The organism is Micromonospora sp. NPDC048947, from assembly GCF_040649495.1.
GTDB classification, from domain to species: Bacteria; Actinomycetota; Actinomycetes; order Mycobacteriales; family Micromonosporaceae; genus Micromonospora; species Micromonospora alfalfae.
Map to the genome: position 1 here is coordinate 446,324 of NZ_JBEZFO010000002.1, position 19,049 is coordinate 465,372.

Here is a 19,049-nt window from a genome sequence, read left to right on the forward strand (position 1 = left end):
GGGGTCGGGGTAGGCGGACCCGCCCGACGGTAGTTCACGACGCGGTCCGGCGACAGTGCGATCAGTCACGCCTCGACTGGTCCAGGGAGTCGCGGACGGCGGCGGAGAGCGAGACCGCCTCGGCCAGGTCGACCGGCCGCACCACCCCGGCGGGCAGCGTGTCGGCTCGCCAGCCGGGGCCGGCGGCGAGCACCAGCAACGGGCGTCGGGGAGCGGCGAGCAGCGCGCTGAGTTGGGTCGGATCGGCAGTGGCCCGAGTGTGCGACCAGAGCACCACGGCGGCCGGGCCGGTCCGGTTGACCGCCTCGACGAGGGCGGCCACCGGCACCCGGGCGCCGAGCATCCGGTAGCTGACACCGGCCTCCGCGAGGGCTGCCGCCAACGCCTCCAGCGGCAGGGTGTGCTGTTCCTCGTCGGCGCAGGAGAGCAGGATCCGGGCCGGCCCGGTGGGGACGTTGGCCCGGCTGGCCGCCGCGAGCGCCTCCGAGACGCAGCGGGACACCAGGTGTTCCACCTCGATCAGGCCGGCGGTGGCGGCGTGCCGTTCGCCGATGCCGACGAGCACCGGGCGCAGCAGGCCCTCCCAGGTGGCGACGACTCCGCTGGCGGCAAGGGTGTGCGCGATGGTCTCGCTGATCGCCGCCGCGTCCAGTCGCATGGCCGCCCGGGCCAGGCCGCGCGCCGCCGGACCGGCGCGGCCGACCGGGATGGAGCTGCCGCCGTCACGGCCGGTGGGGTGGATCCGGGCGGGAGCGACGGTGCCGTTTGGCGTCGGGTCCGGTGCCTGGCGGGCCCACTGGGCCGCCTCGGCGGGGCTCACCCCCTCGGCGGTGAGTCGTCGCATGATCTCGAGACGGGCCAGATCGGTGGGTGTGTACCGGCGGTGGTGACCGGGGATGTGTTCGCTGGGCCCGAGCCCGTAGCGCTGGTGCCAGGTGCGGAGGGTCGTTACCGCGACCCCCAACCGACGTGCGACAGCGCCCGCGCTCAGCGCCTCATCGACCACCCGACCGCTCCGCCGTGTCATCCGCCGACGATCCGGGCGGCGTCATGGCCGGGCCGGGTGCGCCCGACCGGGACTCCGCGTGGCGGAGCAGCCGGCTCACCACCCCGCCCAGCCAGGGCGCGTACGACCGGGGGTCGCGCTTCAACTCGACCTCCAGGGCGGCGGGGTCGGCCCACCGCAGCTCGGCCACCTCGTCCGGGTCGGGCAGTAGCGGAGCGTTGGGCAGGAACTCGCCTCGCAGCACGTGGTCGTACTCGAACTCGACCCGACCGGTCGCCGGGTCCTCGGCGTAGTAGACGTAGATGCCGACCTCGGTCAGCTCGACCGGGCCCGCGCCCAACTCCTCGCTCAGCCGTCGGTTGGCCGCCTCGGCGAGCGACTCGCCAGGCTGGGGATGGCCGCAGCAGGAGTTGGCCCAGCGCAGCGGGAACCGGGTCTTCACGCCGGCTCGGCGCTGGAGCAGCACCTGGCCGTCCGGGTCCACCAGCAACACCGAGAAGGCCCGGTGCAACTGCCCCGGTGGCTGGTGCGCCGCCGCGACTGTCGTCTCGCCGTGGGCCTTGCCGGTCTCGTCGACGAGTTCGACGAGGTGGTTCTCACGACCGCTCATCGGCCCTCTCCGGTGATCCGGCCGGCGGCGAGCTTGCCGGAGATGAGCACCATCGGTACGCCGACGCCGGGTTGGGTCCCGGAGCCGACGAAGACCACGTTCGACAGGTCGCGGTGCAGGTTGGACGGGCGGAACGGGCCGGTCTGGAAGAGGGTGTGCGCGGCGGCGAACGGGGTGCCGGCGGCCATCCCCTGCTCCTCCCACTCGGCGGGGGTGATCGCCCGGAGCACCTCGACCCCGGCGCCGAAGCCGACGTAGCCGCGCTCCTCCAGGGTGCCGATCAGCTGGTCGGTGTAGCGCTGGGTCAGGTCGCCGCGCCACTCGAACGGCGCCCGGTGCAGGTTGGGCACCGGGGCGAGCACGTAGTAGGTGTGTCGGTCCGGCGGTGCGACCGCGGGGTCGGTCCGGCTCGGGTTGGTCACCAGCAGCGACGGATCGGTCATCAGCTCACCCCGTCGGATGACCTCATCGAAGGTGCCCTTCCACGCGCGTCCGAAATGGATGTTGTGATGGGCGATCTTCGCATAGGCATGTCGGGAGCCGACGTGCAGAACGACGCAGGACGGCGAGTAGGTGAGCCGGCGCTGAGGCGCGGCGGGGAGCAGGTCCCGGTAGGCGACCGGCAGGTCGGGGTTGAGCACCACCACGTCCGCCGGGACCAGGTCGCCGTCGGCGGTGAGCACGCCGGTGGCGCGGCCGTTCACTGTCTCCACCCGGGTGACGGTGGTGTCGTACCGGATCTGCACGCCGTGCTTCTCGGCCGCGCCGGCCATCGCCCTCGAGACCGCGTGGATGCCGCCGCGTGGGAAGTAGACCCCGGCCACCGAGTCGAGGTACGCGATGACCGCGTAGATGGCCAGCGCGTCGTGCGGCGCGAGGCCGGCGTACATCGCCTGGAAGGAGAAGATCCGCTGGGTACGCGGATCCCGGAAGAACTGGTTGATCTTCGTCTGGAGTCGCCGGAAGGCCCCGCCACTGAGCAGCTTGAGCAGGTTGCCGGTGATCAGGTCGGTCGGCGCGTCCAGGTTGCGCTCGATGAAGTCGGTGCGCTCCAGCCGCCACAGCTCCCGCGCGTACTCGACGAACCGCAGGTAGCCGTCGGCCTCCCGGGGCCCGCAGACCCGGGAGATCTCGGCAGCCATCCGGGTGGTGTCGGTGAGCACGTCGAGGGTCGAGCCGTCCGGGTAGTACGCCCGGTACGCGGGGTCGAGCGGGGTCAGGTCCAGCCAGTCGTGCAGCTCCTCGCCGACAGCGCCGAGCGCCTCGGCGATCAGATCGGGCATGGTGAGCACCGTCGGGCCGGTGTCGAACTCGTAGCCGTCCACGCCGAGGCGTCCGGCCCGCCCGCCGGGCACCGGCTCGCGCTCCAGCACTGTCACCTGTCGACCGCTGCCGGCCAGGTGCAGCGCGCAGGCAAGCCCGCCCAGCCCGGCCCCGACGACCACCACCCGGTCCGTCCGTCCTGTCACAGTCCGCACGTGACCACCTCCTCGCTCAAGTCGCTCATCAGGCCCGCCGGTTGGCAGCGGCGGTGGCCAGCCCGGTCAACGCGGTCCGCGCCGTCTGGTCCACGGGTGCGGCGTCGAGCGCGGCCAGCGCGTCGCTGACCCGCTCGGCGATCATCTGCTCCACCCGGGTCACCGCGCCGGTCTCGGTGACCAGCTCGGCGAGCGTGTCGACCGGTCCGTCGGCGGCCCGCTCCAACGCCGTGAGCTGTGCCGGTGTGGCCAGCTCACGGGCCAGCATCAGCAGCGTGGTCGGTTTGCCGGTGCGGAGGTCGTCCCCGGCCGGCTTGCCGGTGGCGACCGGGTCGCCGTAGACGCCGAGCAGGTCGTCGCGGAGCTGGAACGCTTCGCCGACAGCCAGGCCATAGCGGGTGTACGCGGAGACCAGCGGGTCGTCGGCGGGCACCCCGGCCAGGCAGGCACCGAAGAGCAGTGGTCGCTGGACGGTGTAGCTGGCGGTCTTGTAGCGGGCCACCCGTAGCGCCCGGTCGACCGACCAGTTGCCCGGGTCGTTCTCGCCGAGCACGTCCAGATACTGCCCGGCGACCGTCTCGACCCGCATCTGGTCGTAGCAGCGGCGCACCTCGAAGAGTCGCGTCGACGGCACCGAGGCATGGGCCAGCAACTGGTCGGCCCAGACCATGCAGAGGTCGCCGATGAGCACGGCGACGGCTTCACCGAACCGGCCGGGATCACCTCGGTGGCCGGCGGCGACGTGCTGTTCGGCGAGCGCGACGTGCGCGGTGGGCCGGCCGCGGCGGGTGGTGGACGCGTCCATCACGTCGTCGTGCACCAGCGCGAAGGTGTGCAGCAACTCCAGCGCGGCCAGCGCGGGCAGCACGGGTGGCAGCGCCGCGGTGCCACCGACGGCCCCACGCCATCCCCAGTAGGCGAACGTGGAGCGGATCCGCTTGCCGCCGGTGAGGACGGCCTCCCGCGCGGTGGCGGCGAAGCGGCCCATCGACGCGTCGATGTCGTTGAGGTTGTCGACCTCGGAGGTGAGGAAGGTGTCCAGCGTCTCGTCGACCGCCGTGACCAGATCGTGGGTATAGGCAGCCAGAACGGCGCGGACCGGATCGTCCCCGTCCCCTGGCCCTGTCGGCGCCACGCCTGTCACGTTGCCCGCAACTGCGTCGTTGGCCATGCGGCTGAGCGTACCCTAGGCTACGGGTTGCGTCGATTGGTGCGTCGATAAATGGAGGAGGGCCGGTGGAAACTGATCTCACCGCTGCCTATGACCGGTGCCGTGAGCTGCACAAACGCCACGGCCGCACCTACTATCTCGCCACCCGCCTGCTCCCCGCTTGGAAACGACGACATGTGCACGCCCTCTACGGGTTCACGCGGTACGCGGACGAGATCGTCGACCGCACCGAGGACCTGCCGCCGGCCGAGAGGGCCGCCCTGCTGGACCGCTGGGCCAGCCAGTTCGTGGCCGGTCTGCACGGTGCGCCGGTAGACGACCCACTGTTGCCGGCCGTGCTGCACACGATCGCCGTCTTCGATCTCGACCGGGACGACTTTGCGTCGTTTCTGAAGAGCATGGCGATGGACCTGACGGTCACCGCGTACCCGACCTACGACCACCTGCTCGACTACATGGAGGGCTCGGCGGCGGTCATCGGCACCATGATGCTGCCGATCCTGGGCAGCTCCGACCCGGTGGCGGCCCGGGAACCGGCCCGACAGCTCGGCTTCGCCTTCCAGCTCACCAACTTCATCCGGGACGTCGCCGAGGACCTCGACCGGGGCCGCACCTACCTGCCCGACGAGGACATGGCGAAGTTCGGGGTCACCCGCGAGGAGTTGGCCGAGGCCCGCGCCCGGGGCCGCGTCACCCCCCGGATCCGCGAGCTGATCGAGTACGAGGTGACCCGAGCCCAGGCGCACTACGCCGCCGCCGCACCGGGCATCACCATGCTGGCACCCGCCTCACAGGCCTGCATGCGCACCGCGTACGCCCTCTACGGCGGCATCCTCGACGAGGTGGCCGCGCAGGACTACGACGTCTTCGTCCGGCGGGCCCTGGTGCCGCAGCGCCGACGGATGGCGGTGGCCGCGCGGGCCCTGCTCAGCTCGACCGGTACGCCGGTAGTCATTCCCGGGCCGACGATCCAGCCGGAGAACCGGTGACCGCGAGCACGGCGATCGTGCTCCTCACCCGCGACCTGCGGGTGCACGACCACCCGGCGCTGGCCACCACCTCTGCGGCCTTCGACCAGGTGGTCCCGCTGTACGTGCTCGACCCGGCGCTGGCCGACCTCTCCGCCAACCGCACCCGCTTCCTGCACCAGGCCCTTGCCGACCTGCGCGACCAACTTCGTGAGCGTGGTGGCGACCTGGTGGTCCGGCACGGCGACCCGGTGGCCGAGACGATCCGGCTGGCCGACGAGGTCGGGGCCACCGCCGTCGCGCTCTCGGCCGACGTCAGCCACTACGCCGTCCGCCGGGAGCGGCGACTACGCGCCGAGTGTGAGCGGCACCGGCTGCACCTGCGGCTGTTTCCCGGGTTGACGGTGGTCGAGCCGGGCGCGTTGCGGCCCGGTGGCGGCGGGGACCACTACCGGGTTTTCAGCCCGTACCACAGGGCCTGGGCGGCCAACCGCTGGCGCGAGGAGTTGGCCGCGCCACGCGGGATCGCACTGCCCGATCGGGTGCGCGTGGGCCCGCTGCCGGCGCTGCCGACCGGAGACTCGCCCGACGCGGCCATCGGTGGTGAGCGGATCGCCGGGCAGCGGCTCACCGACTGGCTGCCCGATCTGACCCGGTACGGCGATCAGCACGACGACATGGCCGGCGACGACACGTCCCGGCTCAGCCCGTACCTGCGCTTCGGCTGTGTGTCTCCGCTGGCGGTGGCGAACCGTGCCGGCGACCGGTCCGGCCCGTTCGTCAGGCAGCTCTGCTGGCGGGACTTCTACTACCAGGTCACCGCAGCCTTCCCGAAGATCTCGACTGCGGCGTACCGGCGGGGTGCCACCGAGCAGTGGCGCTACGACGACGACGCATTGGCGGCCTGGACCGAGGGACGCACCGGGATGCCGATCGTCGACGCCGGGATGCGCCAGATGCTGGCACAGGGCTGGATGCACAACCGGGCCCGGCTGATCACCGCCGGCTACCTGACCAAGCACCTCGGGCAGGACTGGCGGTCCGGGGTTGCGGTGTTCTTCCGCTGGCTGCTCGACGGGGACGTGGCGAACAACTCCGGCAACTGGCAGTGGGTCGCCGGCACCGGCAACGACACGAAGCCCTACCGGGGGTTCAACCCGGTCCGGCAGGCCGAACGGTACGACCCGGACGGCGACTACGTGCGCCGGTGGGTGCCGGAGCTGGCGACGGTGCAGGGCAGGGCCATCCACCAACCGTGGCGGCTGCCCGAGGCCCTGCGCCAGACGCTCGACTACCCACCGCCCCTCTCGGTACCCGGCACCGACCCCGTCTGGCTGCGCTGATCAGAGCACCGAGTGCAACGCCTCGACCAGCTCGTCCACCCGGTCGTGCTCGGCGAGGTGCGCGGTGGCGTACGCGAAGGTGTAGCCGCGCTCGGGGTCGGCCCACGCGCTGCTGCCGCCGATGCCGCCCATGCCCCAGCTGCCGTCCGGCTCCCGCTGCATACCCAACGTCCAGCGGGCGTCGCGATCCAAGACCAGGTCCGGCCCGTCGTACTGGACCCCTGTCGCCTCCGTCACCAGGTCGGGGCTGAACAGCCGGACCCCGTCCAGGACACCACCGGCCAGCAGGCCGGCGTAGAGCCGGGCCAGGCTGGGCGCGGTGGCGTGCAGGTTGACGGCCGGCATCTCGGCGCCCCGCCACAGCGGACTGTTCAGCACGGCCAGGTCCAGCCCGCCGGCCGGGTTGCCCAGCGCTCGCGCCCGCAGTGACCCCGGCTCGCCGAGCTTCCGGGTCGGCCATCCCGGGTCGCCGTACCGCAGGTCCGCGCAGCGCAACTGGTCCGCCTCGGTCAACCCGAACCCGAGGTCGAGCTGCCACCGGTCGGCGACCTCCTCGGCCAGGAACCGGCCCACCGACCGTCCGTCGACACGGCGGACCACCTCGCCCACCAGATGCCCGTACGTCCAGGCGTGTTCCCCGGCGACCGAGCCCGGCGCCCACTCGGGGTCGGCGGCGGCCAGGTCGCCGGTGAGCAGCGCCCAGTCGGCGATCGCGGCGGCCGGTCGCGGCACCGGAAAGGCCGGCAGCCCGGCGGTGTGCGACAACACCTGACGCACAGTGGCGGGAGTGCGGAACTCCGGCCAGTACCGGTCCACCGGCGCGTCGAGATCGACAGCTCCCCGGTCGACGAGCAGCAACAGGCAGAGCGCTGCCACCGGCTTGCCGACCGAGTAGACGTTCACCAACGTGTCCGGCAGCCACGGCTCGCCGCCCGTCCCGTGGCCGCGGCGGGAGCCGCCGGTCAGGTCCACGACGGGCTGCCCGTCGTACCAGATGGTCAGGGCGGCGCCGGTTTCCCGACCGGAGGCGAGCATGTCGTGGAAGCAGTCCCGGACCGGAGCGAAGCGTGCGTGCATCCGGCCACGGTAGGCGTCCGGGCCGGTGCGCGTGCCGACTTTTCCGCCGACCCCGGTGGTTGGGGTGGTGTCGCTGGGGGATGCTGTTCGGTGTGGCGGAGCCGGAGTTGGTGGACGTGGTGGTGGTCGGGCTCGGGGTCGGCGGCGAGGAGGTGGCCGAGCGGCTTGCCGAGGCCGGCCTGAGCGTCGTCGGCGTCGAACGGGATCTCGTCGGCGGGGAGTGCCCGTACTGGGGCTGCATCCCGAGCAAGATGATGATCAGAGCGGCCAACGCGCTCGCCGAGGCTCGCCGGGTCGACGGGCTCGCCGGGACGGCGCAGGTCCAACCCGACTGGGCGCCGGTGGCGAAGCGGATCCGCGAGGAAGCCACCGACACCTGGGACGACACGGTCGCGGCGGAGCGGTTCGTCGGCAAGGGTGGCCGGCTCGTGCGGGGCAGCGGCCGGCTCGACGGTCCGCGCCGGGTCCGCGTCGGTGACCAGATGTTCGAGGCCCGACACGGGGTGGTGCTGGGCACCGGCACCCGACCGTCGGTGCCGCCGATCGACGGCCTGGCCGACACGCCGTACTGGACCAACCACCAGGCGATCGAGGTCGAGGAGCTGCCGCAGTCGCTGCTCGTGCTGGGTGGCGGCGCGATCGGCCTGGAGTTGGCGCAGGTCTTCGCCCGCTTCGGGGTCCGGGTCACGGTGGTCGAGGCGCTCGACCGGGTGCTGGCCATCGAGGAACCCGAGGCGTCCGAGGTCGCCGCCGCGGCACTGCGCGCCGACGGCGTGGAGATCCACACCGGGGTACGCGCGGAACGGGTCGAACACGACGGGACCAGGTTCACACTGCACGGTGGCGGCGGCGCGGAGTTCACCGCCGACCGGCTGCTGGTGGTGGCCGGGCGCAAGGCCCACCTGGCCGAGCTGGGCCTGGACACGATCGGCCTGGACGCCAGCCAGCGTTACCTCCCGGTCGACGACCGTCTGCACGTCACCGACCACGTCTGGGCGGTCGGCGACATCACCGGCGAGGGTGCCTTCACGCACATCGCCATGTACCAGGCGGGGATCGTGATCGCCGACATCCTGGCCCGCGCCCGGCAGGCGAACGCGGGGGCGGACGCCAGCGGCACCTCCAGCGTGGTCGGCGGAGCGATGGGCGCGTCCAGCTCGCTGGCCGCCAGCGGATCGAGCGGCTCAGCCGGCACTATCCCGCGAGCCGACTACCGCGCGCTGCCCCGGGTGACCTTCACCGATCCCGAGATCGGCGCGGTCGGGCTCACCGAACAGCAGGCCCGTGAACGCGGCATCAACGTGCAGGTGGGTTTCACCAAGCTCGGCAGCTCGACCCGCGGCTGGATCCACCGGGTCGGCGACGACGGGTTCATCAAGCTCGTGGCGGACGCGGACCAGGGCGTGCTGATCGGTGCCACCTCGGTCGGCCCGGCCGGCGGTGAGGTGCTGTCCGCGCTGGTGGTGGCGGTGCACGCGGCGGTTCCGTTGAGTCAGCTCCGGCACATGATCTACGCGTACCCGACCTTCCACCGGGCCATCGAGTCCGCGTTGCACGACCTGTCCTGACGCCAGCCCGCACCCAGGGCCCCTGGCAATGCCGTGCACCCCCGCGACGCCCCGCGCGCGCTGCGGCCGGGCATGATCCACTCGCGTTTCAGGAAGTCGGGGTGTCCGGGGCATTGGAACCCCGCGATTTCACTGAAACCGAGTCGATCATGGCGCGCCTGCGTTGTGGTGTGGCAGGTGGCGGCGGTCGGAATGGTCGGCGGTGGGAAGAATGCGGCAGCCGTCCAGCAAACGACGGGCAGATTGCTGTTCATTTCTTTCATCCAGGTGACGTACGATTGCGACCGTGACCAAGCGGTTGACTGAAGTTGCCAAGAAGGCGGGCGTCAGCGAGGCCACCGTCAGCCGGGTGCTCAACGGCCGCGACGGGGTCTCCGAGGCGACCCGCACCGCCGTGCTCACGGCGCTGGACGTGCTCGGTTACGAGCGGCCGACAAAGCTGCGCGGCGAACGCGCCCGGCTGGTCGGGCTGGTGCTGCCCGAGTTGCAGAACCCGATCTTCCCGGCGCTGGCCGAGGTGGTCACCGGCACTCTCGCTCAGCGCGGCTACACCCCGGCGCTCTGTGCCCGAACCATCGGCGGGGTCTCCGAAATGGACTATGTGGAGATGCTCCTCGACCACCAGGTCTCCGGGGTGATCTTCGCCGGTGGCTCGTACGCGCTCGCCGACGCCCGACACGACCACTACCGTCGACTGACCGACCGGGGGCTTCCGGTCGTGCTGGTCAACGCCGGTGTGGACGAGTTGGGCTTCCCCCGGGTCTCCACCGACGACGCGGTGGCGGTGGAGCAGGCGTACGGGCACCTGCGCTCGCTCGGGCACGAACGGATCGGCATGGTGCTCGGCCCGGAGGGGCACGTGCCGTCGCGGCGCAAACTCGACGCGATGGTCCAGGCTGCTGGCTGGGACGAGGGCGACGCCGAGTGCGTCGAGCGTTCCAGCTTCTCGATGGAGGGGGCGCGGGTCGCCGCCACGAAGTTGGTCGAGCGGGGCGTGACAGGCATCATCTGCGCCAGCGACGTGCTCGCGTTGGGTACGATCCGGGCGGCCCGACGGTTGGGGCGTTCGGTGCCGGCCGACGTGTCGGTGGTGGGTTTCGACGACTCCGCCTTCATGACCTGCACCGATCCGCCGTTGACCACTGTGCGGCAGCCGATCGAGACGATGGGGCAGGCCGCGGTGGATCTGCTGGTCACCCAGATCGAGGGTGCCGGCGTCCTTCAGGACGAGCTGCTGTTCGAGCCGGAGTTGGTGGTGCGGGGCTCCACCGCACCCGCCCCCGGCCGCTAGGCACCACACCGAACGACGCTTCGGCCGTCGACCGCCTCTCGCGGTCGGCGGCCGTTTTCGTCGTTGCTGGACCCGGTCGCCATCGACAGGGCCGAATGATCGGCCATAAGGGATCAATAGCTGGCAAACAGGGCTGCTTGCAGCAGCTTGCCAACATCTGTCGTCATCACGTCGTGTCCTTTCGCCGCAGGGTCGATACCTTGCCGAAATGAGTCGGCCTCGCTACAGTGACTCCACTCACACCTGGCTCCGACGCAGCTACTGGGCGTCAGGTCGTATCACCGCAGATCAGCGAAGGTCATTGGAGACACCCGTTCCCGAAGGGATGGACAGATGTCCGTACCGCAATACCGAAAGGCTGCGGCGGTTGCGCTCGTGGCCGGCCTGGGGCTCAGCCTCACGGCGTGCTCCACGAAGAGTGACGACAAGGGCTCGAACGCAGCTGGCAAGGTCACCATCACTGTCGACTGCCAGCCGGTCGGCGCCCAGAAAGAGCTGTTGAAGAACTGGAACGACGACGTCGCCGAGTTCCAGAAGCAGAACCCGGACATCACCATCAAGAGCGTCAGCGTCGGCGAGCAGTGCAACAACCCGCCGGACTTCACCGCCCGCCTCGCCGGTGGCACCGTTACCGACGTCTTCTACGGGTACATGACCGATCTCCAGCAGGTGCTCGACTCCGGTCAGGCGATGGACATCAGCCAGCACGTCAACAAGGACGCGATCCCGACCTGGGAGAGCGTCGACCCGGCGCTCAAGGAGGTCTTCACCGACGGAGGCAAGCTCTACGCCGTTCCGGTGAAGAACTACTCGATGGGCCTGGTCTACAACAAGGTGCTGTTCCAGCAGGCCGGGCTGGACGTGAACAACCCGCCGAAGACCTGGGCCGACGTTCGGACCGCCGCCAAGAAGATCTCCGCGCTCGGCAACGGCATCGCCGGCTACTCGGAGTACAGCGCCGGAAACACCGGCGGCTGGCACTTCACCTCCCTGCTCTACTCCCAGGGCGGTCGGGTGCTGACCGAGGACGGCAAGAAGGCGGACTTCAACAACGCCATGGGCAAGCAGGTCCTGCAGAACCTCAAGGACATGCGGTACGGCGACAACAGCATGGGCGCCCGTCAGCTGCTCCAGTGGGGTGACCTGCTGACGAACGCCGGCGCGGGCAAGGTCGGCATGTTCATCGGCGCGCCGGACGCCACCCAGGCGATCGTCAGCCAGTTCCAGGGCAAGTTCCAGGACTGGGCGATGGCTCCGCTGCCCGGCCAGGACGGCGCGGCGAAGGGCACGCTCGGTGGTGGCGAGGGCTACTTCTTCAAGAAGGACCTCACCCCCGAGCAGGTCAAGGCCGGCCTGAAGTGGATCGCGTACCAGAAGCTCACCCCGGGTAAGGGCCAGTTCGACTACGTCCGGGCCAAGCCGCAGAACTACCCGGTCGGTCTGCCCCAGCCGCTGCTCTTCGCCAACGGCAGTGACGCGCAGAAGCAGGAGTTGGAGCTGCGCAAGGCGAACGCGAACGTCGACACTACGAACTTCGCGCTCTTCGAGGCGACCCCGGTCCCGATCAAGGGTGAGCCGCGTAACGCCCAGGCGGTCTACGCGGTGCTCGACGCCGCCATGTCGGGTGTGCTGACCAACCCGAACTCGAACATCGACGCGCTGCTCAAGACCGCCGAAGAGAAGGTCAACCAGCTCCTCGCCGCCGAGAGCTGACCGATCGTGTGGGGGCCGGTACGCCGACCCGGCCCCCACGCTCCTCGCACCACATCTCGACGTCACCGACTCACCCAGGAGTTGCCTTGGCGATCACCACCGTCCCGGAGACCCCCAGGAAACCGGGCCGCCCGCCGTCGCCGTACTCGGCGAGGCCGCAGCGCACCAGCCTCGGCCGCAAGGTACGGGACAACCTCACCGGTCACGCGTTCCTGATCGGGGCGGTGCTCTGCTTCGTCGTCTTCTCCTGGTACCCGATGATCCGCGGCATCGTGATGAGCTTCCAGCGCACCCGGCGCGGCGAGACCACCTGGGTGGGCTGGGACAACTACTCCCGCATCATCGCCGACCCCAGCTTCTGGACGGCCTGGCAGAACACCTTCTACTTCACGGTCCTGGCGCTGGCCCTCGGGTACGTGGTGCCGTTCTTCGTGGCGATCCTGCTCAACGAGTTCCGGCACGCCAAGGGGTACCTGCGGATCCTGGTCTACCTGCCGGTGATGCTGCCGCCGGCCTCGGCGCTGTTCCTCTTCAAGTTCTACGCGTACGACCCGAGCGAGGCAGGGCTGTTCAACGCGATCCTCAAGGCGCTGCACCTGCCCACCTCGCAGTGGATGCAGTCGCCGGAGATGACGATGCCGGCCATGGTGGTCGCGTCGACCTGGATGAACATGGGCGGCGCTGTGCTCATCTACCTGGCGTCGTTACAGAACATCCCCGGTGAGCTCTACGAGGCGGCGGAGCTCGACGGCGCCGGGATCTGGCGCCGGATCGTGCACGTGACGATCCCGCAGACCCGGTTGATCCTCGCGCTCCTGGCGATGCTCCAGATCGTCGCCACCATGCAGCTCTTCATCGAGCCACTGATCCTCGCCAACGGCGCGGGCGCTGAGGACTCGGCGACCTCGGTGGCGTACCTCATCTATCAGCACGGGTTCTTCCAGAACGACCTCAACGGCGCCGCCGCGCTGGGCGTGATCATGCTCGTGGTGCTGGCCGGCTTCTCCGCCGTGTACGTGCGGCTGACTGCGAAACAGGACTAGGACGGCGAGGAATGGCACAGGATTCCGGAACCCGGACCCTCATCTCCCACTCCCAGCTGAGCCGGGGGCGCGGCAAGGTCATCTACTGGACGCTGCTGGTCGTCGTGGTGGCGGGGTTCACGCTGGTCTTCCTCGGACCGCTCTACTGGATGGTCACCGGGGCGCTCAAGTCCGGCCAGGAGATCGCGCAGACCCCGCCGTCGCTGTTCCCGAAGGACCCACAGCCGCAGAACTACATCGACGCGTGGAACAACCTGGCCCTCGCCAAGCTGCTCTTCAACACCTTCTACTACGCGATCGGCGCGGTGCTGTTCCAACTGGTCTTCGACAGCGCGGCGGCGTACTCGCTGTCCAAGCTCCGGCCGATCTTCGGCAACGCGATCCTCGGCCTGATGCTGGCGACGCTGATGATCCCGGCGATGGTCCTCATCGTGCCGCAGTACGTGACGGTGCTCGACCTGCCGATCCTGCACATCAACCTGCTGGACTCGCCGTTCGCCATCTGGCTGCCGATGGTCGCCAACGCGTTCAACATCTTCCTGCTGAAGCGGTTCTTCGACTCGATTCCGGAGGAGCTGATGGCCGCCGCCCTCATGGACGGGGCGTCGTCGCTGCGTACGCTCTGGTCGATCATCCTGCCGCTGTCGCGTCCCATCCTCGGCGTCGTCTCGATCTTCGCCGTGACGGCGGTGTGGAAGGACTTTCTCTGGCCGAAGCTGGTCATGCCCTCGCCCGAGACCCGGACGGTGAGCGTCGGCATCTACACCTTCGCCGGCGGCACACCGATGAACGTGGTGATCGCCGCGTCGGTCATCGCCGCGATCCCGACGGTCATCATCTTCCTGATCTTCCAACGGAACATCATGTCCGGTCTGACCACGGGCAGCATCAAGGGCTGACCACCACCGCATCCGTCCGCGCGGCGAACAACGACAGTTCGCCCGACACATGACCAGGTCCGGCGAGTCCGCCGACGTACTGACGCAGAAAGCAGGTGCTCGTGTCCACAGCTGACAGAAGTCCGTGGTGGCGGGGAGCGGTGATCTACCAGGTGTATCCCCGGAGCTTCGCCGACGGCAACGGCGACGGCATCGGCGACATCGCCGGCATCCGGTCCCGGCTGAACCACCTGTCCGCGCTCGGCATCGACGCGATCTGGTTCAGTCCCTGGTACCCGTCCCCGATGGCGGACGCCGGCTACGACGTCTCCGACTACCGCGACATCGACCCGGTCTTCGGCACGCTGGCCGACGCGGAGGCGCTGATCGCCGAGGCGCACGAGCTGGGCATCCGGACCATCGTCGACGTGGTGCCCAACCACTGCTCCGACGCGCACCCCTGGTTCCAGGCCGCCCTCGCCGGCGGGCCCGACGCTCCCGAACGGGACCTGTTCTGGTTCCGGCCCGGCCGAGGCCCCAACGGCGACGAGCGGCCCACCGACTGGATCGGCGAGTTCGGCGGGCCGACCTGGACGCGCACCACCAACCCGGACGGCACCCCCGGCGACTGGTACCTGCACCTGTTCGCCCCGCAGCAGCCGGACCTCAACTGGGACCACCCCCGGGTGCGGGAGGAGTTCGAGGACATCCTGCGGTTCTGGTTCGACCGGGGGGTGGACGGCATCCGGATCGACTCGGCCGGGCTCCTGGTCAAGGACGCGACGCTGCCCGAGGTGCAGCCGGACCAGCCGCACCCGTTCCACGACCTCGACGGGGTACACGACATCTACCGGGGCTGGCGTCGGGTCGCCGACGAGTACGCCGACCGGGCGCTGATCGGTGAGGTGTGGCTGCCGGACCGGCAGCGGTTCGCCAACTACCTGCGCCCGGACGAGCTGCACGCGGCGTTCAACTTCGACTTCCTCGGCTGCGCGTGGGACGCCGCGGCGCTGCGGGAGAGCATCGACGGGACGCTGAGCGCGCACGCACCGGTCAACGCGCCGGCCACCTGGGTGCTCTCGAACCACGACGTCACCCGGCACGTCACCCGCTACGGTCGCGCGGACACCCGGTTCAGCTTCGCCGCCAAACGCGAGGGCATCCCCACCGACCTGGAGTTGGGCACCCGCCGGGCCCGCGCCGCAGCGCTTCTCTCACTGTCGCTGCCCGGCGCCGCCTACGTCTACCAGGGCGAGGAGCTGGGCCTCTACGAGGTCGAGGACATCCCGTACGCGATGCGACAGGACCCGATGTGGGAGCGGTCCGGCCGGATCGACCCCGGTCGGGACGGCTGCCGCGTACCGCTGCCGTGGGCCGGGGACGAGCCGCCGTTCGAGTTCAGCCCCACTGGTGCCGCAGCGCCCTGGCTGCCGCAGCCGGCCGACTGGAAGGACCGGACGGCCAGCGCGCAGACCGGCGACTCGGCCTCGATGCTGGAGCTGTACCGGGCGGCGATCCAGGCCCGAAGGGCCGACCCGGCGCTCGGTGACGGTGAGCTGACCTGGTTGCCCGCCCCGGACGGGGTGCTGGCGTTCAGCCGCGGCGGGGGTGGCTTCACCTGCCTGGTCAACCTGTCCGCCGCGCCGGTGCCGATGCCAGCTCAGGGGGAGTTGCTGCTGGCCAGCGGGCCGCTCGACGACGGGTTGCTGCCGTCTGACACAGCGGTCTGGCTGCGTACCGCCGAAGTCACCGACGGGCCGCGCGGGGCGGACGGCCCGGCCTGACCTGACTCTGCCCGCCGTGGTGCCGGCGGCCCGTCCCGGCCGCCGGCACCACGCCACCGAGAAGGGAGAACCGAGGGGGGACGCGCGACACCGCACCGACACGGGGGGATCTGGCCTGCCTGACGAAAGGGAGAGCGCAGCTCATGGCCAACCACACCACCGGCACCCCGCACCACCTTCGACACCCGACCCGGGCGCTGTTGGCCGCCATCGCCGCCACAGTGCTCGCCGCCACATCGGTCACCGCCCTCGCTGTCACCGGCACCGCGACCCCGGCCTCGGCGGCGGGGTTGTCCCCCTTCGACATCCCCAACCGGGGCGCGACAGTTCCGTTCGTCGAGCAGGAGGCGGAGGAGACCGCCCACAACGGCACGAAGATCGGCCCGGATCGGCGTTACGGCACGCTGCCGTCCGAGGCGTCGGGCCGGGAGGCGGTCACCCTCGACGCCGTCGGCGAGTACGTCGAGTTCACCCTCACCGCCCCGGCCAACGCGGTGACCTTCCGCTACAGCCTGCCGGACAGCCCTGCCGGCACCGGTCGGGACGCCGCCATCGACCTGCGGGCCAACGGGGCGCTGCTGAAGTCGGTCCCGGTGACGTCGAGGTACGGCTGGTACTACGGCGGATACCCGTTCAACAACAACCCGGGTGACACCAACCCGCACCACTTCTACGACGAGACCCGGGCGCTGTTCGGCAGCACCCAGCCGGCCGGCACGAAGATCCGGCTCCAGGTCTCCTCGACCGCGCAGTCGCCCACGTTCACCATCGACCTGGCCGACTTCGAGCTGGTCGCCCCGGCGATCACGAAGCCCTCCGGTGTGCTCGACGTGGTCACCGACTTCGGCGCCGACCCGAGCGGCGCGACCGACTCGACGGCGAAGTTCCAGGCGGCGGTCGACGCCGGCAAGGCCCAGGGCCGGGCGGTCTGGATCCCGACCGGCACCTTCACCCTCTGGGACCACGTGGTGGTCGACGGGGTGACTCTGCGCGGCGCGGGCCCCTGGTATTCGGTGCTCGGCGGCCGGCACCCCACCGAGCGGAACAGGTCCGTCGGCATCTACGGCAAGTACGTCCCCGGTGGCGGCTACACCGGCCCGGTCCGCGCACACGAGGCGAATGGGCCCAGCCGCAACGTCACGCTGCGGGACTTCGCCATCATCGGCGACATCCGCGAGCGGGTCGACGACGACCAGGTCAACGCCCTGGGCGGGGCGATGACCAACTCGGTGGTGGACAACCTCTGGCTGGAGAACACCAAGGTCGGGGCGTGGATGGACGGCCCGATGGACAACTTCACCATCCGCAACAGTCGCATCCTGGACCAGACAGCGGACGGGGTGAACTTCCACACCGGGGTGACCAACTCGACGGTGACGAACACGTTCGTCCGCAACACCGGCGACGACGCCCTCGCCATGTGGGCGCAGAGCGTGCCGAACGTCAACAACTCCTTCACCCACAACACCATCGGGGTGACGCTGCTGGCGAACCACCTGGTCAGCTACGGCGGTCGGGACATCAAGATCACCGACAACGTGACTGCCGACTCGCTGACCAACGGCGGCGGCATCCACGTCGCGAACCGCTACCCCGGCGTACAGGGCGCCACCGGAGTCCAGGGCACCTGGACGATCGCCCGGAACACGTTGATCCGTAACGGCAACTCGGACTACAACTGGAACTTCGGTGTCGGGGCGATCTGGTTCTCCGCGCTCAACGAGGCGTTCCAGAACCCCACCATCAACATCACCGACACCGACATCCTGGACAGCTCGTACGCGGCGCTGCACTGGATCGAGGGCCAGACCAACGGGATCAACCTCAACAACGTACGGATCGACGGAGCCGGAACGTACGCGCTCCAGGTGCAGGCGAACAGCCAGGTGTCGTTCACCAACGTGCGGGCCACGAACATCGCGCAGAGCAACCCGATGCACAACTGCGTGGGTGCCGGCTTCCAGATCACCCAGGGTTCCGGCAACTCCGGTTGGTACACCCCGACCCCGTACTGCGGCCCGTGGCCGAACCCCCAGTGGGGCGGTGGACCCACCTCGCCGCCGCCCACCACACCGCCGCCGACCACCCCGCCGCCGACCACCCCGCCGCCGACCACCCCGCCCCCGACCAGCGGCAACCTGGCACTGGGCCGGTCCACGACGGCGACCAGCACCAATCAGAGCTACACGGCCGCCAACGTGGTGGACGGCAACGCGTCGACGTACTGGGAGAGCGCCAACAACGCCTTCCCCCAATCGGTCACCATCGACCTGGGTGCGTCCCGGTCGGTCGACCGGGTGGCGCTCAAACTGCCCGGCGGTTGGGAGCAACGCACCCAGACCCTGTCGGTGCTCGGTTCCACCGACGGGTCGTCGTACACCACTCTGGCGTCGTCCGCCGGTAGGGTCTTCGCCCCCGGTGCGGGCAACACGGTGTCGATCGGGCTGCCCTCCGGTGACCGTCGCTACATCCGGGTCACCGTCACCGGCAACACCGGCTGGCCGGCAGCGCAACTCTCCGAGGTCGAGGTGTACGGCGGCACCCAGACCACGCCACCACCGACCACCCCGCCGCCGACCACGCCAGCACCGACCACCCCGCCCCCCAGCGGCAACCTGGCGGCCGGACGGTCGATCACCGAGACCAGCCACTCCGACGTGTACGCCGCCCCCAACGCGGTGGACGGCAACGCGAGCACCTACTGGGAGAGCGCCAACAACGCCTTCCCGCAGTCGTTGACAGTGGACCTGGGCGCTGACCGGTCGGTGTCCCGGGTCGTGCTGAAGCTCCCGCCCTCGTCGGCCTGGCAGACGCGTACGCAGACGCTGGCGGTGCTCGGCTCCACCAACGGCTCGACGTTCAGCACCCTGAAAGCGTCGGCCGGCTACAGCTTCAACCCGGCCAGCGGCAACACGGTCACCGTGACCTTCACGGCGACCACCCAGCGGTACCTGCGGCTGACAGTCACCGGCAACAGCGGCTGGCCGGCCGGCCAGCTCAGCGAGTTCGAGGTCTACTCCAGCTAGGTCGGGTGCCCCACCTTTCCGCCCGGAAACTCCCACATGCCCGCTACCTCGGGTGGGGCGGAACGCGCACAGGCGAGCACCCGCCCATCCCGG

Annotated in this window: 14 protein-coding genes and 1 pseudogene; 9 read left to right on the forward strand and 6 right to left on the reverse strand. The window is 70.4% G+C overall.

Features of this window, described 5'->3' with window-relative positions; all coding sequences use genetic code 11:
* Positions 1-61: 61 nt before the first annotated feature.
* Genes AB0B98_RS05455 through AB0B98_RS05470 form a run of 4 tightly spaced genes read right to left on the reverse strand, consistent with a single transcriptional unit; the run spans position 62 to position 4,265 of the window.
* Entirely contained in the window at positions 62-1,006 is a 945-nt protein-coding gene (locus AB0B98_RS05455; RefSeq protein ID WP_357361144.1) for a MerR family transcriptional regulator, read from the reverse strand.
* Entirely contained in the window at positions 996-1,616 is a 621-nt protein-coding gene (idi, locus tag AB0B98_RS05460) for an isopentenyl-diphosphate Delta-isomerase (RefSeq protein WP_357361094.1), read from the reverse strand. The genes AB0B98_RS05455 and idi overlap by 11 nt, the downstream gene beginning before the upstream one ends.
* Positions 1,613-3,094, reverse strand: a complete 1,482-nt coding sequence (gene crtI, locus AB0B98_RS05465) for a phytoene desaturase family protein (protein ID WP_357361096.1) — start codon at positions 3,092-3,094, stop codon at positions 1,613-1,615. The genes idi and crtI overlap by 4 nt, the downstream gene beginning before the upstream one ends.
* A gap of 28 nt (positions 3,095-3,122) precedes the next feature.
* Positions 3,123-4,265: a polyprenyl synthetase family protein gene (locus AB0B98_RS05470; RefSeq protein WP_357361098.1), complete on the reverse strand. Its 1,143-nt coding sequence runs from the start codon at positions 4,263-4,265 to the stop codon at positions 3,123-3,125.
* A 65-nt stretch (positions 4,266-4,330) separates the two neighbouring features.
* On the opposite strand from AB0B98_RS05470, the gene AB0B98_RS05475 reads away from it, so the two are divergent.
* Together AB0B98_RS05475 and AB0B98_RS05480 are read left to right on the forward strand one after the other, a co-directional pair.
* Positions 4,331-5,254, forward strand: a complete 924-nt coding sequence (locus AB0B98_RS05475; RefSeq protein ID WP_238672784.1) for a phytoene/squalene synthase family protein — start codon at positions 4,331-4,333, stop codon at positions 5,252-5,254.
* Positions 5,251-6,576 carry a deoxyribodipyrimidine photo-lyase gene (locus AB0B98_RS05480; RefSeq protein WP_357361100.1) on the forward strand — a complete coding sequence of 442 codons (1,326 nt, stop codon included), beginning with the start codon at positions 5,251-5,253 and terminating at the stop codon, positions 6,574-6,576. Before AB0B98_RS05475 ends, AB0B98_RS05480 begins: the two co-directional genes overlap by 4 nt.
* Here AB0B98_RS05480 and AB0B98_RS05485 read toward each other — a convergent pair whose 3' ends face one another.
* On the reverse strand, positions 6,577-7,653 hold the full coding sequence (locus AB0B98_RS05485) for a serine hydrolase domain-containing protein (RefSeq protein ID WP_357361102.1): 1,077 nt from the start codon (positions 7,651-7,653) through the stop codon (positions 6,577-6,579).
* An 80-nt stretch (positions 7,654-7,733) separates the two neighbouring features.
* Here AB0B98_RS05485 and AB0B98_RS05490 point away from each other — a divergent pair, with 80 nt between their 5' ends.
* The 7 genes from AB0B98_RS05490 to AB0B98_RS05520 all read left to right on the forward strand — a co-directional run bounded on the left by AB0B98_RS05490 (position 7,734) and on the right by AB0B98_RS05520 (position 18,956).
* On the forward strand, positions 7,734-9,221 hold the full coding sequence (locus AB0B98_RS05490; protein WP_357361104.1) for an FAD-dependent oxidoreductase: 1,488 nt from the start codon (positions 7,734-7,736) through the stop codon (positions 9,219-9,221).
* A 286-nt stretch (positions 9,222-9,507) separates the two neighbouring features.
* Positions 9,508-10,512 carry a LacI family DNA-binding transcriptional regulator gene (locus AB0B98_RS05495; RefSeq protein WP_112677526.1) on the forward strand — a complete coding sequence of 335 codons (1,005 nt, stop codon included), beginning with the start codon at positions 9,508-9,510 and terminating at the stop codon, positions 10,510-10,512.
* Between the two features lie 333 nt (positions 10,513-10,845).
* Positions 10,846-12,225, forward strand: a complete 1,380-nt coding sequence (locus AB0B98_RS05500; RefSeq protein ID WP_357361106.1) for an extracellular solute-binding protein — start codon at positions 10,846-10,848, stop codon at positions 12,223-12,225.
* An 86-nt stretch (positions 12,226-12,311) separates the two neighbouring features.
* Complete coding sequence (locus AB0B98_RS05505) at positions 12,312-13,268, forward strand: sugar ABC transporter permease (protein ID WP_124821582.1); 957 nt, start codon at positions 12,312-12,314, stop codon at positions 13,266-13,268.
* Between the two features lie 11 nt (positions 13,269-13,279).
* Entirely contained in the window at positions 13,280-14,167 is an 888-nt protein-coding gene (locus tag AB0B98_RS05510) for a carbohydrate ABC transporter permease (protein WP_279514615.1), read from the forward strand.
* A gap of 101 nt (positions 14,168-14,268) precedes the next feature.
* On the forward strand, positions 14,269-15,930 hold the full coding sequence (locus AB0B98_RS05515; protein WP_357361109.1) for a glycoside hydrolase family 13 protein: 1,662 nt from the start codon (positions 14,269-14,271) through the stop codon (positions 15,928-15,930).
* 143 nt (positions 15,931-16,073) lie between these two features.
* Positions 16,074-18,956 (forward strand): discoidin domain-containing protein, encoded by a 2,883-nt coding sequence (locus AB0B98_RS05520; protein WP_357361111.1) that lies wholly within the window; start codon positions 16,074-16,076, stop codon positions 18,954-18,956.
* An 11-nt stretch (positions 18,957-18,967) separates the two neighbouring features.
* Here AB0B98_RS05520 and AB0B98_RS05525 read toward each other — a convergent pair.
* Positions 18,968-19,049 (reverse strand): annotated as a pseudogene (locus AB0B98_RS05525) (DNA mismatch repair protein MutT); the annotation flags it as partial.

Excerpts from the sequence above, each read along its gene's own strand:
- AB0B98_RS05510 (WP_279514615.1), top strand. The coding sequence starts at position 13,280 with ATGGCACAGGATTCCGGAACCCGGACCCTCATCTCCCACTCCCAGCTG.
- AB0B98_RS05500 (WP_357361106.1), top strand. The coding sequence starts at position 10,846 with ATGTCCGTACCGCAATACCGAAAGGCTGCGGCGGTTGCGCTCGTGGCC.
- AB0B98_RS05485 (WP_357361102.1), bottom strand. The coding sequence starts at position 7,653 with ATGCACGCACGCTTCGCTCCGGTCCGGGACTGCTTCCACGACATGCTC.
- AB0B98_RS05470 (WP_357361098.1), bottom strand. The coding sequence starts at position 4,265 with ATGGCCAACGACGCAGTTGCGGGCAACGTGACAGGCGTGGCGCCGACA.
- AB0B98_RS05490 (WP_357361104.1), top strand. The coding sequence starts at position 7,734 with ATGCTGTTCGGTGTGGCGGAGCCGGAGTTGGTGGACGTGGTGGTGGTC.
- idi (WP_357361094.1), bottom strand. The coding sequence starts at position 1,616 with ATGAGCGGTCGTGAGAACCACCTCGTCGAACTCGTCGACGAGACCGGC.
- AB0B98_RS05520 (WP_357361111.1), top strand. The coding sequence starts at position 16,074 with ATGGCCAACCACACCACCGGCACCCCGCACCACCTTCGACACCCGACC.